Origin of the sequence: Thermodesulfovibrio sp. 1176, from assembly GCF_029946585.1 — a bacterium.
Taxonomy (GTDB): Bacteria; Nitrospirota; Thermodesulfovibrionia; order Thermodesulfovibrionales; family Thermodesulfovibrionaceae; genus Thermodesulfovibrio.
This window is the reverse complement of sequence record NZ_JARZRZ010000001.1, coordinates 88,779-109,986: the sequence shown is the minus strand read 5'-3', so window position 1 is coordinate 109,986 and position 21,208 is coordinate 88,779. Positions and strand designations below refer to the sequence as shown.

The window sequence follows — 21,208 nt, the reverse complement described above, 5'->3', positions numbered from 1 at the left end:
CCCCATAGGAAGAAATAATCCCATGAAAATACGCATTGATCAATTACTTTATAAAAGAGCAATAACTGAAAGCAGAGAAAAAGCCCGGGCACTTATTCTTGAAGGCAAAGTTATTGTAAACGGTCAAAAAATTGATAAACCTGGAACAATGGTTAATCAAAATGCTGAAATAACAATCTGTGGCGAGACTCTTCCCTATGTAAGCAGAGGTGGGCTTAAACTTGAAAAGGCATTAAAGGAATTTTCAATAGATGTTAAAGAAAAAGTAGCAATGGATGTTGGTGCAAGCACAGGAGGATTTACAGACTGCCTGATTCAACATGGAGCTAAAAAAGTTTATGCGATAGATGTGGGATATGGACAACTTGCCTGGAAATTAAGAACAGACCCAAGAGTTATTCCCATTGAAAAAACAAATATTAGATATATTCAAAAAGAAAAAATCCCTGAAAAAATAGATATTGTTACAGTAGATGTCTCTTTTATATCCCTTAGGCTTGTTATTCCTAAAATTCTTGAATTTCTTAAGCCCGATGGTGAAATTGTAGCATTAATTAAGCCACAGTTTGAAGCAGGGAAAGGGGAAGTTCCTCGAGGAGGGGTTATAAAAGATGCTGAAAAAAGAGAAAAAATTATAAAGGAAATGAGAGACTTTTTTGAAAGTCTCGGATTAAAAGTCATTGGTATAACCCAATCTCCTATCCCTGGACAGAAAGGAAATATTGAATATTTAATTTATTCAATCAATACTAAACAATAGCACCAAATATCATTCCAGAAATTGTTGCCATAATTATAACTAAACTTACGTAAACAGCAGTTTTTTTAAATCCTATTGTTCTCATTATGACAATCATACTCGGAAGACTAAGAGCTGGTCCTGCAAGAAGCATTGCAAGGGCTGGGCCTTTACCCATTCCAGCACCTAACAATCCCTGAATAATTGGCACTTCTGTTAATGTTGCAAAGTACATAAAAGTACCTACAATGCTTGCTATTAAATTAGCCTGTAAAGAATTATCTCCTACAGTAGAATAAACCCACTCAGAGGGTACAATACCTTCATGCCCAACTCGTCCAAATAAAAAACCTGCTACAAGGACACCTATGAAAAGTAATGGAATTATTAGATAGGCATAATACCATGTCTGATAAACCCATTGAACAAGTTCATCTTTATTAAACCACTTGAGACTCCAAATCAAGACAAGGGTAAAAAATCCTATGGCTAATATCCATTTAAGATTGTAAACAATCCACCAGAAGGCAACGGCTCCTTCCTGAGGTCTGCCCCAATTAGCAAAAATTAGAAGCCCTATCATAAAAAATAAATGCATTGCCACTTGATAAAGCGGTTTAGACTGTAGCCCTGAAACTTCAAAATTCTCATCTGACTGTCTTTTCTTTTCCTCTTTTAAAAAAATTAAATGCATGAGTAAACCTATGATAACACTGAAAAGCACCGCTCCTACTGCTCTTGCTATACCAATATCCCATCCAAGAACTCTGGCAGTCAAGATTATTGCTAAAACATTAATTGCAGGACCAGAATACAAAAAAGCAATTGCAGGACCAAGTCCCACTCCTCTTTGATAAATACTCATAAAAAGAGGAAGAATTGTACAGGAACATACTGCCAGTATCGAACCAGATATGGCAGCTACACCATAGGAGAGCACCTTATTTGCCTTTGCACCGAAATATTTCATAACAGAGGCTTTATTTACAAAGACAGCTATTGCTCCCGCAATGAAAAAGGCAGGGACCAGGCAAAGAAGAACATGTTCCTGGGCATACCATTTAGCTAAAGCAAGGGATTCAAATATTGCCTTTGTAAACCTCTGATTTTCAATGGGAAGAAAGTAAAAGACAATAAAAATAAAAAAAATCAAAGCAAGTTTGTATCTTTCCTTCAATTTAGCCTCCCTTTTAATTATGTTTTACAATAACGAGGGGATTGATTGGCTTTAAAATTTTTTAAAGCTTCAAGTTCCTTTTTAATTTGTTCATCTGAAATTTTTTCAAGAACAGAAAGAATTAAAAATCTTTTAAATATATCCACATCATCAAGGCTGTAAAGAATCCATTTTCCCTTTCTTCTTATTTTTACTAATCCTGCCTCCTTTAATATTCCTAAGTGAAATGAGACCTTCGGTTGCACCATATCTAATGCTGAAACTATCTCACATACACAAAGTTCGCCCTTTTCAAGAAGTTTGATAATTTTTAAACGCGTCTCGTCAGATAAAGCATGAAAAATTTTAACAATTTCTTTCATAAAGAAATATAAAAAAATTTTTATATATATGTCAACTGAATTTTTTTATTCTTGACATACTATTAAGAATTAATTTAATCTCAAAAATGCTGGATATAAGGGAAGAGGGGTGAGAATCCCCCGCTGCCCCGCAGCCGTGTAGGGAACGAAAGCCCATGAATGCCACTGTCTGCAAATGCAGATGGGAAGGCGGGCAAGTAGGCGCATTAGCCCTAAGCCGGAAGACCTATCCAGCCTGATAGCCTTTGGCTGTCAGAAAACCTCGAGGGAGGAAAATTTATGCCTGTTAAAACAACTGTCTTTGGTTATCCTAAAATTGGACCTCAAAGAGAACTTAAAAAGGTCCTTGAATCCTATTGGAATGGTAAAATCTCTCAAGCAGAACTTATGGAAGCATCTGAAAATTTAATCCTCAACAATGCTAAAACAATTGCAAAGCACGGAATTGACATTATTCCATCAAATGAATTTTCCTTCTACGATTTTATTCTTGATCTTTCATTAATGTTCAATGTAATTCCAGAAAGATTTAGAAAAATTGAAAATCCTCTGGAAAAGTATTTTGCAATTGCAAGAGGAACAGCAGATGCACCTGCTTCAGAGATGACAAAATGGTTTAACACAAACTATCACTACATTGTTCCTGAAATTGAAAGTAATACCGAGTTTGAAATCACAGAAAATAAGCCCTTGAAGGAGTATGAACTTTTAAAATCATCTCTTAATTTTAAAACAAAACCTGTTATAACAGGACCTTTTACCTATCTTTACTGTGCAAAAGTAGCAGACTACGCTTATTTTCTTGATAAAATAACTTCTGTTTACCGCGGTCTCCTTAAAGAACTTGAGGAATCTGGTGTAGAGGAAGTTCAATTTGATGAGCCTGCGATGGTTCTTGATTTAGATAATAAAACTATGAGAGAAGTCATTGACTGTTATAAAAAAATTACAAAGCCTTTTAACAAAATAAAAATCTATGTTCAGACTTATTACGAGGCTTTATCAGAATATGAAAGGATGGTTTATGAACTACCAGTCCATGGCATAGGATTTGATTTTGTAGATGGGAAGGAAAATCTTGAAAACATTTCAAAGTTCGGCTTTCCAAAGGATAAATTTCTAATAGCAGGTGTTGTCTCAGGAAGAGACCCCTGGAGGACAGATTTTAAAGAAATTCTAAAACTCATTGAAATACTTACAAAATTCACTGAAAAAATAATTCTTTCAAACTCCTGTCCTCTCATACATCTTCCAGTAACAATTAAAAATGAACACCTTCCTGAAGAACTCTTAAAGGTATTAAGCTTTGCTAATGAGAGACTTGAAGAACTTGCGATTCTTAAAACAGTAATAAATGAGGGGAAAGAACCACCTCTGCAGGATTTATCTATGAAATTTGTTAATCTAAATGTTTCAGAAAAAGTTTCTCAGATTAGTCAAAAGACTCTTCAGAGAAAACCTGAATTTGCAGAGCGATATAAAAAACAGATGGAAAATTTAAAACTGCCTTTATTCCCCACAACAACAATAGGAAGCTTCCCCCAAACTACTGAATTAAGAAAAGCAAGGGCAGATTACAAAGTTGGCAGAATCTCCCTTGAGGAATACGAGAACTTTATCAATAATGAGATAAAAAAAGCAATAGAGATTCAGGAAAAAATCGGACTTGATGTTCTTGTTCATGGAGAGTTTGAAAGAACTGATATGGTTGAATTTTTTGCTGAAAAGCTACAGGGATTTGCTATAACAAAAAATGGATGGGTTCAGTCCTATGGCTCAAGATGTGTAAGACCACCGATAATTTATGGTGATGTATGGAGAGACAAACCTTTAATTCTTAAAGAAACGCTTTATGCCCAGTCTCTCACAAAAAAACCAGTAAAGGGCATCTTAACAGGACCTGTTACAATTCTTCAGTGGTCCTATCCAAGAAAAGATATTCCAAAAGAGGAAATTGCTTATCAGATTGCTCTTGCACTTAACGAGGAGGTAATGGAGCTTGAAAAAGCTGGGATTAAAATCATTCAGATTGATGAACCAGCTTTCAGAGAGGGAATGCCTCTTAAAAAAGCAAAGGTTAATCAATACTTTGATTGGGCAATCAAAAGTTTCAGAATTGTTACCCATTCAGTAAAACCAGAAACACAGATTCATACTCATATGTGCTATTCAGATTTTAATGATATAATTGAAAAAATCTACGAAATGGATGCTGATGTCATATCAATTGAAGCATCAAGAAGTAGGGGAGAAATCCTAAAAGCCTTTGAAAAGTTTAAATATGACAGAGGCATTGGAATCGGAGTATATGATATTCATTCGCCAAGAGTGCCCCAATTAGAAGAAATGATTGAAATTGTTGAACGTTCAATAAAGCTTATTGATATATCCCTTTTCTGGATTAATCCTGACTGTGGACTTAAAACAAGAGGATGGCAGGAAACCATTGCATCACTTAAAAACATGGTTATGGTTGCTCTTTTATTTCGTGAATCATGTCGAGGCACTCAATGTTCCAAAGTATAGCATTGAATCATATGCTTAATGAATCCTCCTTGTCATTCAAAGGTAGTCAATGGCGCACTTTCCAAAAAGTCCATAACTTTTTGGGGCATTCTTGTCCTGAGAAATATATATTTGGAAAACAGGAGATTCTTCGCCTTCAGCTCAGAATGACATTAAAAAATCAAAATAACAAAAAAAAGCAGGATTATAAAAAAAGAGTAACTCAAATGTTCAAAATGATAAAAGGAGATGAAAAAATTTTTCGTAGGAGGAGGATAAAATGTTTAAAAATATAATAAAGCGTGATGGTAGAGTAGTCCCCTTTGATCCTGAAAAAATCACAAAAGCCATAACAAAGGCAGGGAAAGCAACAGCAGAGTTCGATTATGATACTGCCCGCAGACTTACAATAAAAGTGCTGCTTCTTGCAGAAGAACTCATTCGTGACCGTGACCCTCATGTTGAGGAAATTCAGGACATTGTTGAAGAGATTTTGCTAAGCAGTCCCTATCGAAAAACTGCGAAGGCATACATTATTTACCGTGACCAGCATGCACGTATGCGTGAAATTGCCCGTCAAGGTGGGCTTGAATTGATTGACAATTATCTTAGCAAAGTTGACTGGCGAGTAAGGGAAAACAGCAACATGAGCTTTTCTCTTCAGGGATTAAATAATTACATATCAAGCGAGATAAGTAAAAGCTACTGGTTACATAAAATCTATCCCCCTGAAGTAAGAGATGCCCACATAAATGGTGATTTACATATTCATGATTTGAATGTAATTGCTCCTTACTGTGTTGGTTGGGACTTAATGGATTTGCTTGTTCGTGGTTTTGGTGGAGTATCAGGAAAAGTAGAATCCCGTCCTGCAAAACACTTCCGTAGTGCTCTTGGACAGGTTGTAAATTTTCTTTTTACCCTTCAGGGAGAGGCTGCAGGAGCTCAGGCATTCAGCAATGTAGATACCCTTCTTGCACCATTTATTGCCTATGACGGGTTGAATTATAAACAGGTAAAACAGGCTTTACAGGAATGGGTTTTTAACCTGAATGTACCAACAAGGGTTGGTTTTCAATGTCTTTCAGAAGATACAGAAATTTTAACATTAAATGGATGGAAAAAATATAACGAAATAGAAATTGGTGATTCTATTTACACTTTTAATATAAAAACTGGAGAGATTGAATCTAAATGTGTCAGATATGTCTTTAGAGAGCACTATAAAGGAGTTATGTATTGCCTGAAAAATCGCAGTCAAAATCAGCTAATTTCTCCAAGGCACAGAATTGTAAGAAAAGTATTCAATAAAGAAGAATATCTACTTGAACCAATTGAAAAGACATTGCAATTAAAATCTCCAATAGCCATTCCTGTGGTTGGGAAAAATATAAATTCAGATTATTCAATATCGGATGATGAAATAAAATTATTAGCTTGGGTTCTTTCAGAAGGAAGCATTGAAAAAGAAGGAAGTTACCGAGTGAGTATTTATCAGTCAGCAAAAGCCCATAAAGAAAATTATGAAGAAATTGTTGCTTTACTTAATAAATTTGGTTTTGAATATGATATAAAAATACAGAAATCTCTTGGCACATGTGAGCACATAAGACTAAAACCTTCATCAAGCAAAAAGGTTCATGAAATTATAGGTTCCAGAATAAAAAAATTTCCTGAATTTTTATACAATCTCAGCCAAAGACAGGCAAGGTTATTTTTAGAAGTCTACATAAAAGGAGATGGATGGAATGAGAAACATAGAAAAAGAATAACAGTGACAGATAAAGAATTTGCTGATGGATTAACAGCCATAGCAGTTTTAGCAGGATATAATTTTAATATTAAAGAAAGAGTAGTCGGAGGCATTTCAAAAAAAACTCAGTACATAATTACACTTACGGATACTAATGATGATTACATAAACAAAATAGAAAAAGTAAATTACAGTGGAATTATATGGAGTGTTAACACCGATAATGAAACAGTCATTGCCAGAAGAAATGGGCAGGTCTTTATTACGGGCAATACTCCCTTCAGTAATATCACCTTAGACCTGAAAGTTCCAGAACATCTTAAAAAACAGGCAGTAATTATCGGAGGTCTTCCTCAGGAAAACACTTATGGAGAATTCCAGAAAGAGATGGATATTTTTAATCAGGCACTTTTTGATGTTTTGACTGAAGGAGATGCAAAGGGAAGAGTATTCACATTTCCTATACCAACAATCAATATAACAAAAGATTTTGATTGGGATAGCCCTGTTATAGACCTAATCATGTCTGCTACTGCAAAATACGGAATTCCTTATTTTGCAAACTATGTAAACTCTGATTTAAAACCAGAGGATGCAAGGTCAATGTGCTGTAGACTCAGACTTGAAACCCGTGAACTTAAACATCGTGGTGGAGGACTTTTTGGTTCAAATCCTCTCACAGGAAGCATTGGTGTTGTTACGATTAATCTGCCAAGAATTGGATATTTAAGTAGCTGTTATGAAGATTTTCTTTCTCGTTTAGAAAGAGCCATGGATATTGCAAAAACTTCTCTTGAAATTAAACGAAAAGTGCTTGAAAGATTTACAGATTCTGGGCTATATCCTTACTCAAAACATTATCTAAGTTCAGTTAAGGAAAAAACAGGATTTTACTGGAGCAATCACTTTTCAACAATCGGAATAATTGGAATGAATGAAGCAATTGCTAATGCAAAATGGTTAAATACAAAGGGCATATGGACTCAGGAAGGAAAATCCTTTGCTCTTCAAGTACTTGATTTTATGCGTAACAGACTAATTCACTATCAAGAAGAAACTGGTAATCTCTATAATCTTGAAGCAACTCCTGCGGAGGGAACAAGTTATAGACTTGCCAAGATTGACAAACAAAAATATCCTGATATATTTACACAGGGCAAAGAAAATCCCTACTATACAAATTCCACATGGCTACCTGTTGGATTTACAGAATCAATTCAATATATACTAAATCATCAGGATGAAATTCAAAGTAAATATACTGGAGGCACAGTGCAACATCTATTTTTAGGAGAAAAACCCGAATCTGCTAAATTGAAAACCTTTATAAAAAAAGTATTTGAAAATTATAGACTTCCATATATAAGTATTACTCCAACATTCAGTATTTGTATAGAATGTGGATACATTGAAGGAGAACATAATCAATGCCCTCAATGTAGTTCTGAATGTGAAGTTTACTCACGAGTTGTAGGATATCTCCGTCCTGTAAGCAATTGGAATGATGGGAAAAAGGAAGAATTTAAGGAAAGAAGGTATGTAAATGATAGTTTATTGTAGATTTGAAAATAAATTTTAAAGATTTTTTATCGGATAATGATTTTCAACAGTATTCCTGTTTTAATGTATCATCATGTAATGCCCTGTGAGAGTGATTTAAATGTTACACCACAAATATTTGAGGAACAACTAAGAGGACTAAAAACAAAGGGATGGAAAACTCTTACAGCAGATGAGTTTTTATATCTTATAACAAATCCTTATCAAAACAGAAAAAAATGTGTTCTCCTTACCTTTGATGATGGTTTTGTTGATAATTTTCTTTATGCCTATCCAATTTTAAGGAAATATAAAATGAATGCAGTGCTTTTCGTGGCAACAGATTTTATAGCAGATTTTGAAGTAAAAAGAGATACTTTCAAGCCAGTTCCTCATAGAGAAATCTGGAGAATTGCTTTTTCAGAGAGAAAACATGAAGTAATGTGCACATGGAATGAACTAAAAGAAATGCAAGAAGAAGGAGTTTTTGACATTCAAAGTCACGGTCATAGCCACAAAATTCCAGATTTCATAAATCAAAACTATTTAATAGAAAAAGACCTAAGAACTTGTAAAGAATTAATAAAAAGAAATCTTCATAAAGAATCTCTCCATTTTTCCTGGCCAAAGGGTGTCTATACAGAGGAAACTATTCAAATAGTTAAAAAAATTGGTTTTAAGGCTTTATATACAACTCAAAGAGGAGTTAATATAAATGATCCTTTCAGAATTAAAAGGATAGCAGTAAAAGACAAAGGCTCCGGATGGTTAAAAAAGAAATTGATTATATATAGCTCTTCCCTTCTTAGCAAAATATATTCAAAAATAAGGTTTTAATGAAAATTGCATTCATAAAGAGAAATTTTTCCTATCATGGCGGTGCTGAGAAGTATCTCGCCAGTCTTATTGATTTTTTAAAAAAAGAAAATCACGAAATCCATATTTTCTCAAATAAGTGGCTTAAGGATAAAAGGATAAATTTTCACAAAGTAAAAATTCTACCTTTCGGTTCATTCCTTAAAGCCTGGAGTTTTAACCGTAATTTAAAAATAAACTTAAAGGAGTACGACTGTGTAGTAAGCTTTGAAAGAACAAATTCTCAGCATATTTACAGAGCAGGAGAAGGCTGTCATCGAAAATGGCTTGAGATAAGAAAACAGACAGAGCCCTTTTACAAGAAAATCTCCTTTAAAATAAATCCTCTTCATATATATTATCTAAGGCTTGAAAAGGAGATTTTTGAGAAAACTCCTCTCATAATCGCAAATTCAGAGATGGTTAAAAATGAAATAATCGAGAATTACAAAATTTCTCCAGAAAAAATCATAGTAGTTTACAATGGAGTTGACCTTAGCAGATTTTCTTCAGAAAATAGGAAAAAATTCGCCCAATTCAAAAAAGATATGAAACTTTCAGAAGGCGAAAAAATTCTGCTTTTCTTAGGCTCTGGATTTAAAAGAAAGGGGCTTGAAACCTTGATTAAAGCTTTGCCATATGTAAATGAAAATGTAAAACTTTTAATAATAGGCAAAGGAAATCCGAAAGAATATCTCAATATGGCAAAAAAATCAGGAATTTATAGGAAGATTTTATTTTTGGGACCTCAGAGAGAAATTGAAAAATTTTATGCTATTTCTGATTTATTTGTTCTTCCAACACTTTATGACCCTTTCAGTAATGCCACTTTGGAAGCAATGGCATCAGGCATACCTGTAATTACAACGAAAAACAACGGTGTGGCTGAATTAATAGAGGATGGTTCTGAAGGATATGTTTTAAAGGATTTATTAAATCCGCAGGAACTCGCCAATAAAATAAATCTTGCATTAAAAAACTTAACAAGTATGAGTTTTTTTGCAAGAAGAAAGGCGGAGAAATTTCCAATTGAAGAACAGGCAAAAAAGATTCTCGAGGTCATAAAATGTTTAAAAAAATCCTCGTAATAAAACTTCGTCATATTGGAGATGTGCTTTTAACAACACCAGTTTTTACTGCTTTAAAGGAAAATTTTAAAGAAAGCTTTGTTGCTGTTCTTGTTAATAAAGGGACAGAGGCAGTTCTTGAGAAAAATCCCTTCATTGATGAAATCATAACATTTGACAGAAGATTGAAAAATTATGGAGTATTTAAAAAATATACAGAAGAATTAAACTTTTTAAAACAAATACGAAAAAAAGAATTTGATACAACTATTGACCTTACTGGAGGAGACAGAGCTGCGCTCATCTCAGTGTTTTCAGGAGCGAAAGTAAGAATTGGGGTCAAATCTAAGGGTTTTGCTGGTAAAAAATATTTTTACACCCATTTATTTGAAATAGATGGTAAAAAACATACAGTATTACAAAATCTTGAAATTTTAGAAAAAGCAGGGATTAAAGTTAAAAGCAGAAAAGTTTTGCTTAATGTTTTAGAAGAAGAAAAAGAATGGGCAAAAAAATTGATTCCTCATAAACAAATTGTTCACATTCATCCTACTTCCCGATGGCTTTTTAAATGCTGGAAGGATGAATACATAGCAGAGGTCATTAAATGGTTTATAGAGAAAGGCTTCATAGTGGTTCTAACTTCCGCTCCAACGGAAAAAGAAATGAAAAAAATTGACTCTATACTGTCTTTTTTAAAACCTTCAGAACAACTAATTAATCTCTCTGGTAGACTCACCTTAAGGCAACTTATTGCAGTTTCTTCAATATCAGACCTTTTTTTTGGTGTAGACACTGCACCAATGCACATTGCATCTGCACTTGGAAAACCTGTTTTTGCCCTCTTTGGTCCAAGCGGAGCATTTCATTGGGGCCCTTGGGATAGTGATTCATCTGAGATTCCTTATTCGGAAAGAAGTGGTATTCAGAGATTTGGCAAAAACATAGTAATTCAAAGAAACTGGGAATGCATTCCCTGTGGACAAGATGGTTGCAAAGGAAGTAAAATAAGTAAATGCCTTTTTGACATAAAACCTGAAGAAGTAGTAGAAATAATTTCTTCGGTCCTTTCACCCGTCAATATATGATATAATAAGTTTAATGTTGAAAAAAACTTTAAATATAGACAAAATCAGAGCTTATTTATTGAAAAAAGAAGAAAATATTCGAGCATTAAAACAAAAAGAGCAGAAAGAAATTATTGTTAAACTTAGAAATCTAAGTCAAATATGGGGAAAATACCGCATAGATAAAGTTCATCTTTATGGTTCTATTTCGGATTTGAGCTTTAATAGGAACTCAGATATAGACCTTGCTATTGAACCAGATATTGGATTTGAGTCTTTATTAAAACTCTATTCAGAAATAAATAGATATTTTAAAAGAGAAGTAGACATCAGAGTTTTGAATGATCTTCCTTTTATTGATAAGGTTAAATCCAGAGGTATACTGATATATGGTAGAAAAGATAGCAATATTAAAAAGTGAAATAAATAGAGATTTAAAAAAAATTAGTCGGCTTTTTAAAAGATTTGTAAATTCATATAATGAATATCAAGATTCTCAAGAATATTCAAAGTTAGTTGAATCAGCATTTTATGTAAATCAAATATATACAGGATTTGAACATATATTTAAAAACATTGCAAGAACATTTGAAAATAACATTGAAGAAGATTACTGGCATAAGTCACTACTGGAAAGAATGACACTTGAAATCAAAGATATTAGACCTGCTGTTCTTTCCCAGGAAAGTTTTAAATGTCTGAATGAATTAAGGGCTTTCAGGCATTTTTTTAGACATGCCTATGATATTGATATTGACAAAGAAAAATTTAAGATTATTGCTGATAGAGTATTAAGGCTTTTAAAGTTATATAAAAGGGAAATAAATAAATTTTTAGCATTTCTTGATAAATTATCCTGTTAAAAACATTGAAAAATAGGTTAAAAGGATAGTTGCTTTTTTTGTCAATTATGAGAAAACAATTCTCTTTCGAAGAGCTTATTTTTAAGGAATGTCGTCCTGTAGACAGGATAGTCGCAAAGTAAATAAAATAAGTAAATACCTTTTTGATATATAATCTGAAGAATTAATAGAAATAATTTCTTCGGTTCTGTTTGAATCTTGAGATTAAATTGCAGGATTAATGAAAACAATTTTACATACAGAATCGTCATTAGGTTGGGGTGGACAGGAAATTCAGATCATACAAGAAGCATTAGGATTAAGGGATAGAGGTTATAGAATTTTAATTGCGGCTGAAAAAAATAGTGTAATTCTAAAGAAAGCCATTCAAGAGGGTTTTAAAACTTTTCCTGTGTCCTTTTTAAAATATAACCCCTCTTCATTTTGGAAGATTAAATCCTTAATAGAAAAATAAAATGTCAATATAGTTAATACTCATAGTTCAAAAGATAGTTGGGTTTCTACAATTGCAGCCAAATTAGCCTATAACAAACCTAAAATCATTAGAACAAGGCATTTATCAACGCCTATAAAAAATAACTTTTTGAATAGATTGATTTATGATACTTTACCTGATGCTATTATAACCACTGGCGAGGAAATTAGAAAAAATATGATAAATCACAACAAATTCAATCACAACAAAATTTTTTCCATACCTACAGGAGTGGATTTAAAAAGATTTAATCCTGAAAAAGTCAATCCAATATTCAAAAGTAAAGAATTTAAAGTTGGTACAATAGGAGTTCTAAGAAGCTGGAAGGGTCATATATTTATTAGAAGCTGTTCCTCTAATATTAAATCATATTTCAAATATAAAGTTTTATATAGTAGGAGACGGTCCCCAGAGAGAAAATATAAAGAATAACATCAAACAATTAAATATAGAAAAATGGGTTATCATGACGGGCTATAGAGAAGACATCCCAGAAATATTAGCCTCTTTGGATGTGATTGTTCATCCTTCTTATGCTAATGAAGGAGTTCCACAGGCTGTTATTCAAGCAATGGCTATGAAGAAAACAGTTATTGCCACTGATACAGGCAGCATCAAAGAGATATTGATTGATAAATTTTCCGGGCTTTTAATAGAACCTAAAAATAAAGAGCAAATTGCCGAGGCTGTAATTAGTCTTTATAAAGATAACCAACTTCGTTCGTTCTTAGGAGAAAATGCACAAAGACTCGTCAAAGATAATTATTCTTTTGATAAAATGCTTGAAAAAATAGAGAATGTCTATCAAAAAATATTCCATAAATAATCTTGAAAATTATATTATTGCTATATTCCTTTTGTCTCTCCCTCTTTCTGAAACTTTAAAACAAATTACCTTTGTATTATTAATTCTTTTATTCGTTATTGATAAAATCCTAAATAAACAAAAGATATATATTGATAAATTCTCCACAGGACTTCTAATTCTTCTTCTAGGGAATACTCTTCCTTTATATTTCTCCAATGAACCTCAATTAGCTTTTAAATGGTTTTGGAGTATCTTTATGTTTTCTTCTCTCTATCTAATATTAATAAATGACTTTAAATCTAATAATCAGGTAGCTATGATTAAAAAATTTTTCCTATTTAGCCTTGTTCTTGGTTTGATATGGGGGATATTTGTATGGAAAATTTCATGGGGCAATCCTCGATTAGAAATTAAATCAGTAGGAGCTCCAAATGCAACAGGTACTTACTTAGGCATATACACACTATTTATTTTATTCATTATTTATTTGAAGTCTCGGGATTTAGTACATAAACATAAGGGATGGTTTAGCTTTTATCTAATAATAATTATGCTTCTTTTGATAGCTCTAATTTTAAATGGTTCAAGAGGTGCCTATGTAGGTATTTTTGCTGGTATTTTATATTTAATTCTTATTAACCCAAGTAAAAGATGGTTTTTCCTTATCTCATTTTTTATCCTTTCCTTGATAATTTTAATTGGTGGGACTTTCTATAATGAATTATCTTCACGAATACTTGACACTTTTAGCACCATGGAACGATTTAAAAACTGGGAGAAAAATCTAAACTGCTTTCTTATTAATCCAATCTTTGGTGGAAGTAGTAAAATTTGTTATGAAGATCCAGATAACTTATTTATAGCATTTTTGTCGAGAGCAGGAATTATCGGATTATTAAGTTTTTTAACTTTTATTTACTATTTCCTGAAACAATTCTTAGAAAATAAATTCGCTGTTTCTATGCTTTTATTTTTGCTTACAAATGGTATTTTTGAGACTACATTAAAACATGAACCAGCAATTGTTTTTATTATATCTGTTTTTATATTATTAAAAGAACATGAAAATACTAATAGTTAACTTACTAAGACTTGGTGATGTAATAATGAGTCTTCCCTTAGCAGAAAATCTGAAATTACAAATCCATGATGTTGAAATTTCATACCTTGTCAAGGAAAATATAGTTGGAATTTTTAGATGCATTCCTTACGTTGATAAAGTATATGTTTATAAAAATAAATTTTCCCTTTTAAAGTTTATAAAAGATTTTAGAAAATACGATTGCGTTATCTTTGCTGCCGAAAGCAAACTTTACAGATTAAAGTTTTTTTCCTATCTCAAAGTTAAAAAAAGAATAGGATTTAATATGTCAGAAAAATTTAACAATCAACTTACTGATATTGTTGTTTGTGATGAACAATTTAAGAGTATGGAAAGATTATTTTTGAATCTTTTAACTCCACTAAATATAAGAATTAAAGACGATAAAATTGTCCCCAAGCTTTATCCGTTAAATGAAAATATAAGAAAAATTGAGAGCATGCTCCCAAAAGAATTAAAAAAAATTGTCATTCATGCAGATACTTTTTCTCTTTCAAGAAAATGGCCTTACTTCAATGAATTATCTAAGGCAATAATGGAATATTTCAAAAACAAATTATATATTATTTTAACTGGACAAAAAAAAGACAATCCTGATATTTTCTCACACATAGACTTAAGAGGGAGAACAACATTAGAAGAGTTAGTAGCAATTTTTAAAATTGCTGACTTAGTGGTAGGTTGTGATACTGGAGCATTACATATAGCTCGTGCCACAGGTACAAAAACTATGGTTATATATGGACCTGAAGACCCTAAAATCACTAATCCTTCAGAAAATTTAATAAAGATTTCTCCTAATAGAGAATTAGAATGCAAAAATAGTAACGATTACTTTGGTATATTTTTTAAAAATATAAGAAGATGCAAAATTAGAGAATGCTCAACGATTGAATGCCTTAGGAGTATTTCTTCTCAAGAAATATTAAAAAAGATAGAATATCTTTTCAAAAATGAAAACTTAATTCATCACAACTGACTATCTTAAAATATTCAAAATTTCGGCGTATTTGTTTACCATTTCTTTTATCTCCTTTGATACTCTCTCATCAGGTTTGCCGATAGATACAGGTCCGTAATGGCCAAGCCTTGTAAAACCAAGGCATAGGCAACCATGAATTAAAAATGCTTTAAGAATATCAAGGCAAACCGTTTCACCACCACCTCCTATCATACCTGTTGAGGTAAAGGCAGCAACCAGTTTGCCTTCTATTTTCCTGTAATACTTTACACTTTCATCTATGAATTTTTTTACCTCTGCTGCCATTGTGCCAAAGTAATTTGGAGAACCAATTATGTAACCATCGTAATTTGGAAGGCTATCAATTTCTATTTCTTCAACTCTCTTCAAATCTACAGAGATATTTTTTTGGGAGAGTTCATCTGCTATCATCTTTGCCATTTTCTCTGTATTACCTGACCTTGAATAATAGGCAACTAATACCTTTTTCATAGGTACACCTCCAAAATAATTTTTAAACTATTAATTTTAACATAATCACAACAAACAAAATTAAGTAGGCAGGATTACCTGAAATTGCCGATAGGAAAGAGATGTCTTGAGCCCATCCCGTCATTCTGAGAAACTAAACGCCCCGAAGCGCTGTTCTGAGCCGAAGCCCTGAGCTTAAGCGAAGGGTCAGCGAAGGGATGACAAAATAGTCCAAAACATGACTTTCTATCGGCAATTTCAAGGATTACCTCACTTACGTTTGGTTCAGGGTGACAAGTTAGTTAGCAGTTTATTGAAAGAAAATGACAATTGTAATAATAGATTAAAATGCCGAAGGCGGGACTCGAACCCGCACGGGTTTCCCCACACGCCCCTCAAACGTGCGTGTCTACCAGTTCCACCACTTCGGCTAAATATAATAATAGCAAGAAATATTATGTAATTTCAACCATTAATGTTATAATTTTTAATGGACCCTGTTACGCACAGTTTAACAGGTTTTGTATTAGGCAAAACAATTTCTAAAAATAAAACAATACTAATAACTGCTTTAATTTTTTCGCTTTTGCCTGATATTGATTATATATTAAGAATTCATAGTAAAGAACTTTTTTTGACCTATCATAGAGGTATAACTCATGGAGTTTTGGCTTTATTTTTGTTACCTCTTATCCCTGCTATAATGTTCAGGAGAAAAATCGGCTTTTTGAAAACTTATTCAATAGCTTTCATAGCCTATGGAGTTCATATTTTCTTTGATCTTACCAATCAATATGGAACAAAAATCTTATCACCCTTTGATTCCACCTCCTATGCTTTGTCTATTACATTCATAATAGACCCCTATGTTTTGATTCCCCTTCTTTTAGCAGTTTTGTTTTCATTAAAATTTAAAAAACAAGTAAGATTCCTGTACGTTTTATCTATTGTCTTTATTATTTTTTATATAGGCGTTAAAGTATATTGTAAAACAGAGGCAAGAGACTTTCTCAAACAAAAGATTGAAGCCCAACAGTACAGAGTATATCCTCTGCCAAATGACTTTTTAAGATGGTGGTTCGTGGCAAAATTCTCTGATGAGTATATAACGGGTTTTGTTGACCTCCTTTCAAAGAAAGTTTATGTTGATGAAAGATATAAAATAAAAAATGACCCTACTATTTTAAAATCAAAGGAATCAGAATCTGTAAAAGCTTTGCTCAGCATTTCAAAACATCCTATTGCAAATGTAAAACAGGAAGGTGATACAACAATTGTTATCTGGCGAGAGCTTTCCTATGGATTTTTACCAGGTGAGAGATTTACTGCAAAGGTTTGGCTTAAAGCAAGCCCTCAAGGTTACAAAATAATAAATGCCAATTTAAAGATATGAAAATCTGTGAAATTTTCCCAAGTATTCAAGGAGAAAGCTCTCTTGTTGGAGTACCGATGGTATTCATTAGGTTTACTGGATGTAATCTAAGATGTACATATTGTGATACTAAATATGCATACGACAACGGAACAGAGCTATCTAAAGATGAAATATTACAGATAATTCATGATCTTCCATTCAAATTTGTCGAGATTACTGGAGGAGAACCTCTCCTTCAAGAAGATGTTTATCCATTAATAGATGAACTTGTTAAAAACTACTATGTTTTACTTGAAACCAATGGTTCAGTTTCTATTGAGAAAGTAAATCGGAAGGTAAAAATTATTATGGACATTAAAACCCCAGGAAGTGGTATGTGTGACAAAAATTATTTAGATAATCTTACATATCTTAAAGAGTTTGATGAGATTAAGTTTGTTCTTACAGACAAATTTGATTATGAATGGGCAAAAGAATTTTTAAAGATCTATAAATTAAAAACAAAAGAAATTTTATTTTCTCCAGCCTTTGGAATGCTTAATGCAACAGAGCTTGCCCAATGGATTATCAAAGATGGCTTATCAGTAAGACTAAATCTTCAAATTCATAAATACATTTCAATAAAATGACAAAATAGGGTATAATTTTTCATGGATGTAAAAAAATTTTTAATAATAATTTTATTCAGCTTGTTTTTTTCATGCACTGTCTGGGCAAAAGAAGTAATTGTTCTCACAGTAGATGGAGTTATAAATCCACCTCATTCAGAATATGTTATTAAAGGAATTAAAAAAGCTCATGAATTAAAAGCAGAGGCGTTAATTATTCAACTTGACACTCCTGGTGGACTTGACACCTCTATGCGAGATATTGTCAAGGAAATACTTAATTCTAACATACCGGTGGTTGTGTATGTATCTCCAAAGGGAGCTCGTGCTGCCAGTGCTGGTGCTTTTATAACACTTTCAGCCCATGTTGCTGCTATGGCTCCTGGAACAAATATTGGCGCAGCCCATCCTGTTGCTATAGGGGAAAAGATGGATAAAACAATTGCTGAAAAAATAACTAACGATGCTGTTGCCTACATTAAATCAATTGCTGAACAGAGGGGTAGAAATGTTGAATGGGCGGAACAGGCTGTAAGAAAAAGCATTTCATCTACTGAAAAAGAAGCCTTACAAAAAGGTGTAATTGACCTGATTGCCGATGATTTGAATGCACTAATAAAAGCCATTCATGGTAAGAAAGTTAAAACAGTTTTAGGAGAAAAAATTATAAATACAAAGGATGCTAAAGTTAACGAAATAAAGATGAACTTTAGAGAAAGACTGCTTAATTTTCTCAGTAATCCAAACATAGCTTACATATTACTCATGATTGGTATTTATGGAATCATTTTTGAGCTAAGCAACCCAGGAGCAATATTCCCGGGAGTCATAGGTGCTATATCTCTCATACTTGCTTTTTATAGTCTACAAACTCTACCATTAAATTATGCAGCAGCAGGACTTATCCTTCTTGGAATTATTCTGTTTATTCTTGAACTCAAATTTGCCTCCTACGGACTTCTCACTCTTGGAGGTGTGGTATGTGTTCTCTTAGGCTCTCTTATGCTTTTTGATACTGCCAATCCTCTTTTTAAACTTTCCCTTTCAGTAATAATTCCTGTTACTGCTATAACAGCCCTATTTTTTGGATTTTTATTAAGACTCGCATATAAAGCCCATAAAAGAAAACCTGTTACAGGCATTGAAGAACTCATTGGATTAAGAGGAATTGCAAAGACTGATATTGACAGCCACAAGGGTATGGTAATGGTTCATGGAGAACTCTGGCAGGCAGTATCCGATGAAGAAATAAAAAAAGATGAAGAAGTTGTAGTTGAGGATGTTAAAGGACTCACCCTGAAGGTAAGGAGAATCAGTTGAAGGTCCTTCTTACAGGTGCAACAGGTTTTATAGGTAGTCATCTTGCTGAAGCTCTTTTAAAGAAAAATTATGAAGTTTACTGTATTGTAAGGAATCCCGCTAAGCTGAGATTTTTACAGGGACTTGATGTAAAAATTATTCAGGCAGACTGTTCAGATAAAAATTCTCTTGATAAAATTAATTGGGAATTTGATTATATATTTAATCTATCTGGTATAACCAAAGCAAGCCATCCAGAAGAGTTTTTTCAGTCAAACTATATCGGGACCAAAAATCTTATAGAAATTGTGGTTGAAAGATGTACGCAACTAAAAAGATTTATCCATGTAAGCAGTCTCGCAGCTGCAGGACCCTGTAAAAATGGAATACCTGTTACCGAAGACACCGAACCCTCTCCTGTTTCTGAATATGGAAAAAGTAAACTTCTTGGTGAACAGGCTATATTGTATTATAAAAATCACATACCCATTACAATAATCAGACCACCTGCTGTATATGGACCTAAAGATATTGATTTTCTTGCATTTTTTAAAATGATTAAAGCTGGATTGGTTTTTTATCTTACTGATGGATTATATTCTATGATTTATGTTGATGATCTTATTGAGGGAATTATTTTAGCTTCACAAAGTGATAAAGCTATTGGAGAAATTTTTTTTATTGCCGATAGCATCCCCTACAGTACACATCAAATAGTATCTGCTATATCAGAGGCACTCGGTAAAAAACCATTAAAAATTAAAATTCCTCAAGAAATCGGGAGCTTTTTAATCAAAGTATTTCAAAAATTTGATAAAAAAAGTATAATAAATAGCGATAAACTTAAAGAGCTTGCCCAGCCATGCTGGGTTTGTTCCACTAAAAAAGCTGAGCATTTGCTTGGCTATAAAACAAAAATTAACTTAAAGGAAGGGATGGAATGGACAGCAAAGTGGTACAAAATGAATCACTGGATTTAAAAAAAGACATCTTCCAGAAATGTTTTAAATTTACAATAGCCTATGAATTACAAAAAATAGGAATGTATCCATATTTCAGAGTTATTGAATCTGCACAGGGACCAGAAGTAATAATGAATGGTAGAAAAATGATAATGATAGGATCAAATAACTATCTTGGACTTACAAACCATCCAAAGGTAAAAGAAGCAGCCATCAATGCTATAAAAAAATACGGTACAGGATGTGCAGGGTCACGTTTTTTAAATGGTACTCTTGATATTCATGTAGAACTAGAAGAAAAGCTTGCATGGTTTATGAGAAAGGAGTCTGCATTAGTTTTTAGTACAGGCTTTCAGGTAAATCTTGGTGTCATAGCTTCATTAGTTGGAAAAGACGATGTTGTAATCATTGATAAAATGGATCACGCAAGTATTGTTGATGGATGTAGACTGTCCTTCGGAGAGGTCAAAAGATATAAACACAATGATATAGAAGATCTTGAAAGGGTTATTAAAGAATGTGAAGAAAAGCCAAAACTTGTTGTTGTAGACGGTGTTTTCAGTATGGAAGGAGATATTGTGAAGCTTCCTGAAGTTTATCAAATTTGTAAAAAATATGGTGCCCGACTCATGGTTGACGATGCCCATGGAATAGGAGTACTCGGTGAAACAGGTCGAGGTACAGCAGAACATTTTGGATTAGAAAAAGAAGTTGACCTTATAATGGGGACATACAGTAAATCTCTCGCGTCAATTGGAGGATTTATAGCTGGCGATAAAGATGTTATAAATTATATTAAACATTTTGGAAGAGCTTTCATATTCAGTGCAAGCCCGCCACCTGCATCAATTGCTGCAGTATCTGCTGCAATTGATATTATTGTGAGCGAGCCAGAAAGAAGGGAAAGACTCTGGAAAAACACAAATAAGATGTTAAAAGGTTTTAAAGAATTAGGCTTTGATATAGGAGTTGCAGAGACACCAATAATTCCTGTGATTGTAGGAGAAGACGAGCTTGCCTTTAAATTTGTAATGATGCTTCAGGAAGAGGGAATATTTGCCAATGTAGCTGTATCACCAGCTGTGCCACCTGGAAAAGCATTAATAAGAACAAGTTACATGGCAACCCATACAGATGAACATCTTGACAAAGTTCTTGAAGCCTTTAAAAAGGTTGGTAAAGCTTTAGGAGTAATTTAATTTCGGCTTTTTGCTTACTTA

General features: G+C 33.0%; 21 protein-coding genes, 1 tRNA gene and 1 riboswitch. Of the genes, 18 read left to right on the top strand and 4 right to left on the bottom strand.

Annotated features, from left to right (window positions below; translation table 11 throughout):
• Positions 1 to 22 precede the first annotated feature (22 nt).
• A complete protein-coding gene (locus QI155_RS00575) occupies positions 23 to 760 on the top strand; it encodes a TlyA family RNA methyltransferase (RefSeq protein ID WP_281320896.1) in 738 nt (245 codons plus the stop codon).
• On the opposite strand, the gene QI155_RS00570 is transcribed toward QI155_RS00575, so the two are convergent.
• Entirely contained in the window at positions 750 to 1,916 is a 1,167-nt protein-coding gene (locus QI155_RS00570; RefSeq protein WP_281320895.1) for a permease, read from the bottom strand. The two genes, QI155_RS00575 and QI155_RS00570, sit on opposite strands and share 11 nt — an antisense overlap.
• Positions 1,917 to 1,933: 17 nt before the next feature.
• Positions 1,934 to 2,278, bottom strand: coding sequence for a metalloregulator ArsR/SmtB family transcription factor (locus QI155_RS00565; RefSeq protein WP_281320894.1), 345 nt, complete (start codon positions 2,276 to 2,278; stop codon positions 1,934 to 1,936).
• A 58-nt stretch (positions 2,279 to 2,336) separates the two neighbouring features.
• A riboswitch (cobalamin riboswitch) is annotated at positions 2,337 to 2,527 on the top strand.
• Between the two features lie 30 nt (positions 2,528 to 2,557).
• Here QI155_RS00565 and metE point away from each other — a divergent pair.
• The 12 genes from metE (at position 2,558) to QI155_RS00505 (ending at position 15,291) form a co-directional block, all read left to right on the top strand.
• A complete protein-coding gene (metE, locus tag QI155_RS00560) occupies positions 2,558 to 4,804 on the top strand; it encodes a 5-methyltetrahydropteroyltriglutamate--homocysteine S-methyltransferase (RefSeq protein ID WP_281320893.1) in 2,247 nt (748 codons plus the stop codon).
• Positions 4,805 to 5,063: 259 nt separating this feature from the next.
• Positions 5,064 to 8,096 carry a ribonucleoside triphosphate reductase gene (locus QI155_RS00555; RefSeq protein WP_281320892.1) on the top strand — a complete coding sequence of 1,011 codons (3,033 nt, stop codon included), beginning with the start codon at positions 5,064 to 5,066 and terminating at the stop codon, positions 8,094 to 8,096.
• Between the two features lie 36 nt (positions 8,097 to 8,132).
• Complete coding sequence (locus QI155_RS00550) at positions 8,133 to 8,912, top strand: polysaccharide deacetylase family protein (RefSeq protein WP_281320891.1); 780 nt, start codon at positions 8,133 to 8,135, stop codon at positions 8,910 to 8,912.
• A complete protein-coding gene (locus QI155_RS00545) occupies positions 8,912 to 10,018 on the top strand; it encodes a glycosyltransferase family 4 protein (RefSeq protein ID WP_068861519.1) in 1,107 nt (368 codons plus the stop codon). The genes QI155_RS00550 and QI155_RS00545 overlap by 1 nt, the downstream gene beginning before the upstream one ends.
• A complete protein-coding gene (gene rfaQ, locus QI155_RS00540) occupies positions 9,997 to 11,085 on the top strand; it encodes a putative lipopolysaccharide heptosyltransferase III (RefSeq protein WP_281320890.1) in 1,089 nt (362 codons plus the stop codon). Before QI155_RS00545 ends, rfaQ begins: the two co-directional genes overlap by 22 nt.
• Before the next feature lie 13 nt (positions 11,086 to 11,098).
• Positions 11,099 to 11,485: a nucleotidyltransferase domain-containing protein gene (locus tag QI155_RS00535; RefSeq protein ID WP_281320889.1), complete on the top strand. Its 387-nt coding sequence runs from the start codon at positions 11,099 to 11,101 to the stop codon at positions 11,483 to 11,485.
• Positions 11,454 to 11,927, top strand: coding sequence for a hypothetical protein (locus QI155_RS00530; protein ID WP_281320888.1), 474 nt, complete (start codon positions 11,454 to 11,456; stop codon positions 11,925 to 11,927). The genes QI155_RS00535 and QI155_RS00530 overlap by 32 nt, the downstream gene beginning before the upstream one ends.
• A 220-nt stretch (positions 11,928 to 12,147) precedes the next feature.
• Complete coding sequence (locus QI155_RS00525; protein ID WP_281320887.1) at positions 12,148 to 12,381, top strand: hypothetical protein; 234 nt, start codon at positions 12,148 to 12,150, stop codon at positions 12,379 to 12,381.
• Positions 12,382 to 12,390: 9 nt separating this feature from the next.
• Positions 12,391 to 12,834 carry a glycosyltransferase gene (locus tag QI155_RS00520; protein ID WP_281321136.1) on the top strand — a complete coding sequence of 148 codons (444 nt, stop codon included), beginning with the start codon at positions 12,391 to 12,393 and terminating at the stop codon, positions 12,832 to 12,834.
• On the top strand, positions 12,734 to 13,228 hold the full coding sequence (locus QI155_RS00515) for a glycosyltransferase family 4 protein (protein ID WP_348650821.1): 495 nt from the start codon (positions 12,734 to 12,736) through the stop codon (positions 13,226 to 13,228). The genes QI155_RS00520 and QI155_RS00515 overlap by 101 nt, the downstream gene beginning before the upstream one ends.
• Positions 13,229 to 13,466: 238 nt before the next feature.
• Positions 13,467 to 14,291, top strand: a complete 825-nt coding sequence (locus tag QI155_RS00510) for an O-antigen ligase family protein (protein ID WP_281320886.1) — start codon at positions 13,467 to 13,469, stop codon at positions 14,289 to 14,291.
• On the top strand, positions 14,272 to 15,291 hold the full coding sequence (locus QI155_RS00505) for a glycosyltransferase family 9 protein (RefSeq protein ID WP_083200176.1): 1,020 nt from the start codon (positions 14,272 to 14,274) through the stop codon (positions 15,289 to 15,291). Before QI155_RS00510 ends, QI155_RS00505 begins: the two co-directional genes overlap by 20 nt.
• Here QI155_RS00505 and QI155_RS00500 read toward each other — a convergent pair whose 3' ends face one another.
• The gene (locus QI155_RS00500; RefSeq protein WP_068861612.1) at positions 15,292 to 15,765 is read right to left on the bottom strand and encodes an NAD(P)H-dependent oxidoreductase; all 474 of its coding nucleotides are present in this window, start codon (positions 15,763 to 15,765) and stop codon (positions 15,292 to 15,294) included.
• 328 nt (positions 15,766 to 16,093) lie between these two features.
• Positions 16,094 to 16,175, bottom strand: a tRNA-Leu gene (locus tag QI155_RS00495).
• A gap of 59 nt (positions 16,176 to 16,234) precedes the next feature.
• Here QI155_RS00495 and QI155_RS00490 point away from each other — a divergent pair.
• The 5 genes from QI155_RS00490 to QI155_RS00470 all read left to right on the top strand — a co-directional run bounded on the left by QI155_RS00490 (position 16,235) and on the right by QI155_RS00470 (position 21,187).
• Positions 16,235 to 17,137 carry a metal-dependent hydrolase gene (locus QI155_RS00490; RefSeq protein ID WP_281320885.1) on the top strand — a complete coding sequence of 301 codons (903 nt, stop codon included), beginning with the start codon at positions 16,235 to 16,237 and terminating at the stop codon, positions 17,135 to 17,137.
• Positions 17,134 to 17,748 (top strand): radical SAM protein, encoded by a 615-nt coding sequence (locus QI155_RS00485; RefSeq protein WP_068861610.1) that lies wholly within the window; start codon positions 17,134 to 17,136, stop codon positions 17,746 to 17,748. Before QI155_RS00490 ends, QI155_RS00485 begins: the two co-directional genes overlap by 4 nt.
• A gap of 21 nt (positions 17,749 to 17,769) precedes the next feature.
• Positions 17,770 to 19,047, top strand: a complete 1,278-nt coding sequence (locus QI155_RS00480; RefSeq protein ID WP_068861609.1) for a nodulation protein NfeD — start codon at positions 17,770 to 17,772, stop codon at positions 19,045 to 19,047.
• Complete coding sequence (locus tag QI155_RS00475; RefSeq protein ID WP_068861608.1) at positions 19,044 to 20,006, top strand: NAD(P)-dependent oxidoreductase; 963 nt, start codon at positions 19,044 to 19,046, stop codon at positions 20,004 to 20,006. Before QI155_RS00480 ends, QI155_RS00475 begins: the two co-directional genes overlap by 4 nt.
• A 62-nt stretch (positions 20,007 to 20,068) precedes the next feature.
• Positions 20,069 to 21,187 carry a pyridoxal phosphate-dependent aminotransferase family protein gene (locus QI155_RS00470; RefSeq protein ID WP_348650820.1) on the top strand — a complete coding sequence of 373 codons (1,119 nt, stop codon included), beginning with the start codon at positions 20,069 to 20,071 and terminating at the stop codon, positions 21,185 to 21,187.
• Positions 21,188 to 21,208: the final 21 nt, after the last annotated feature.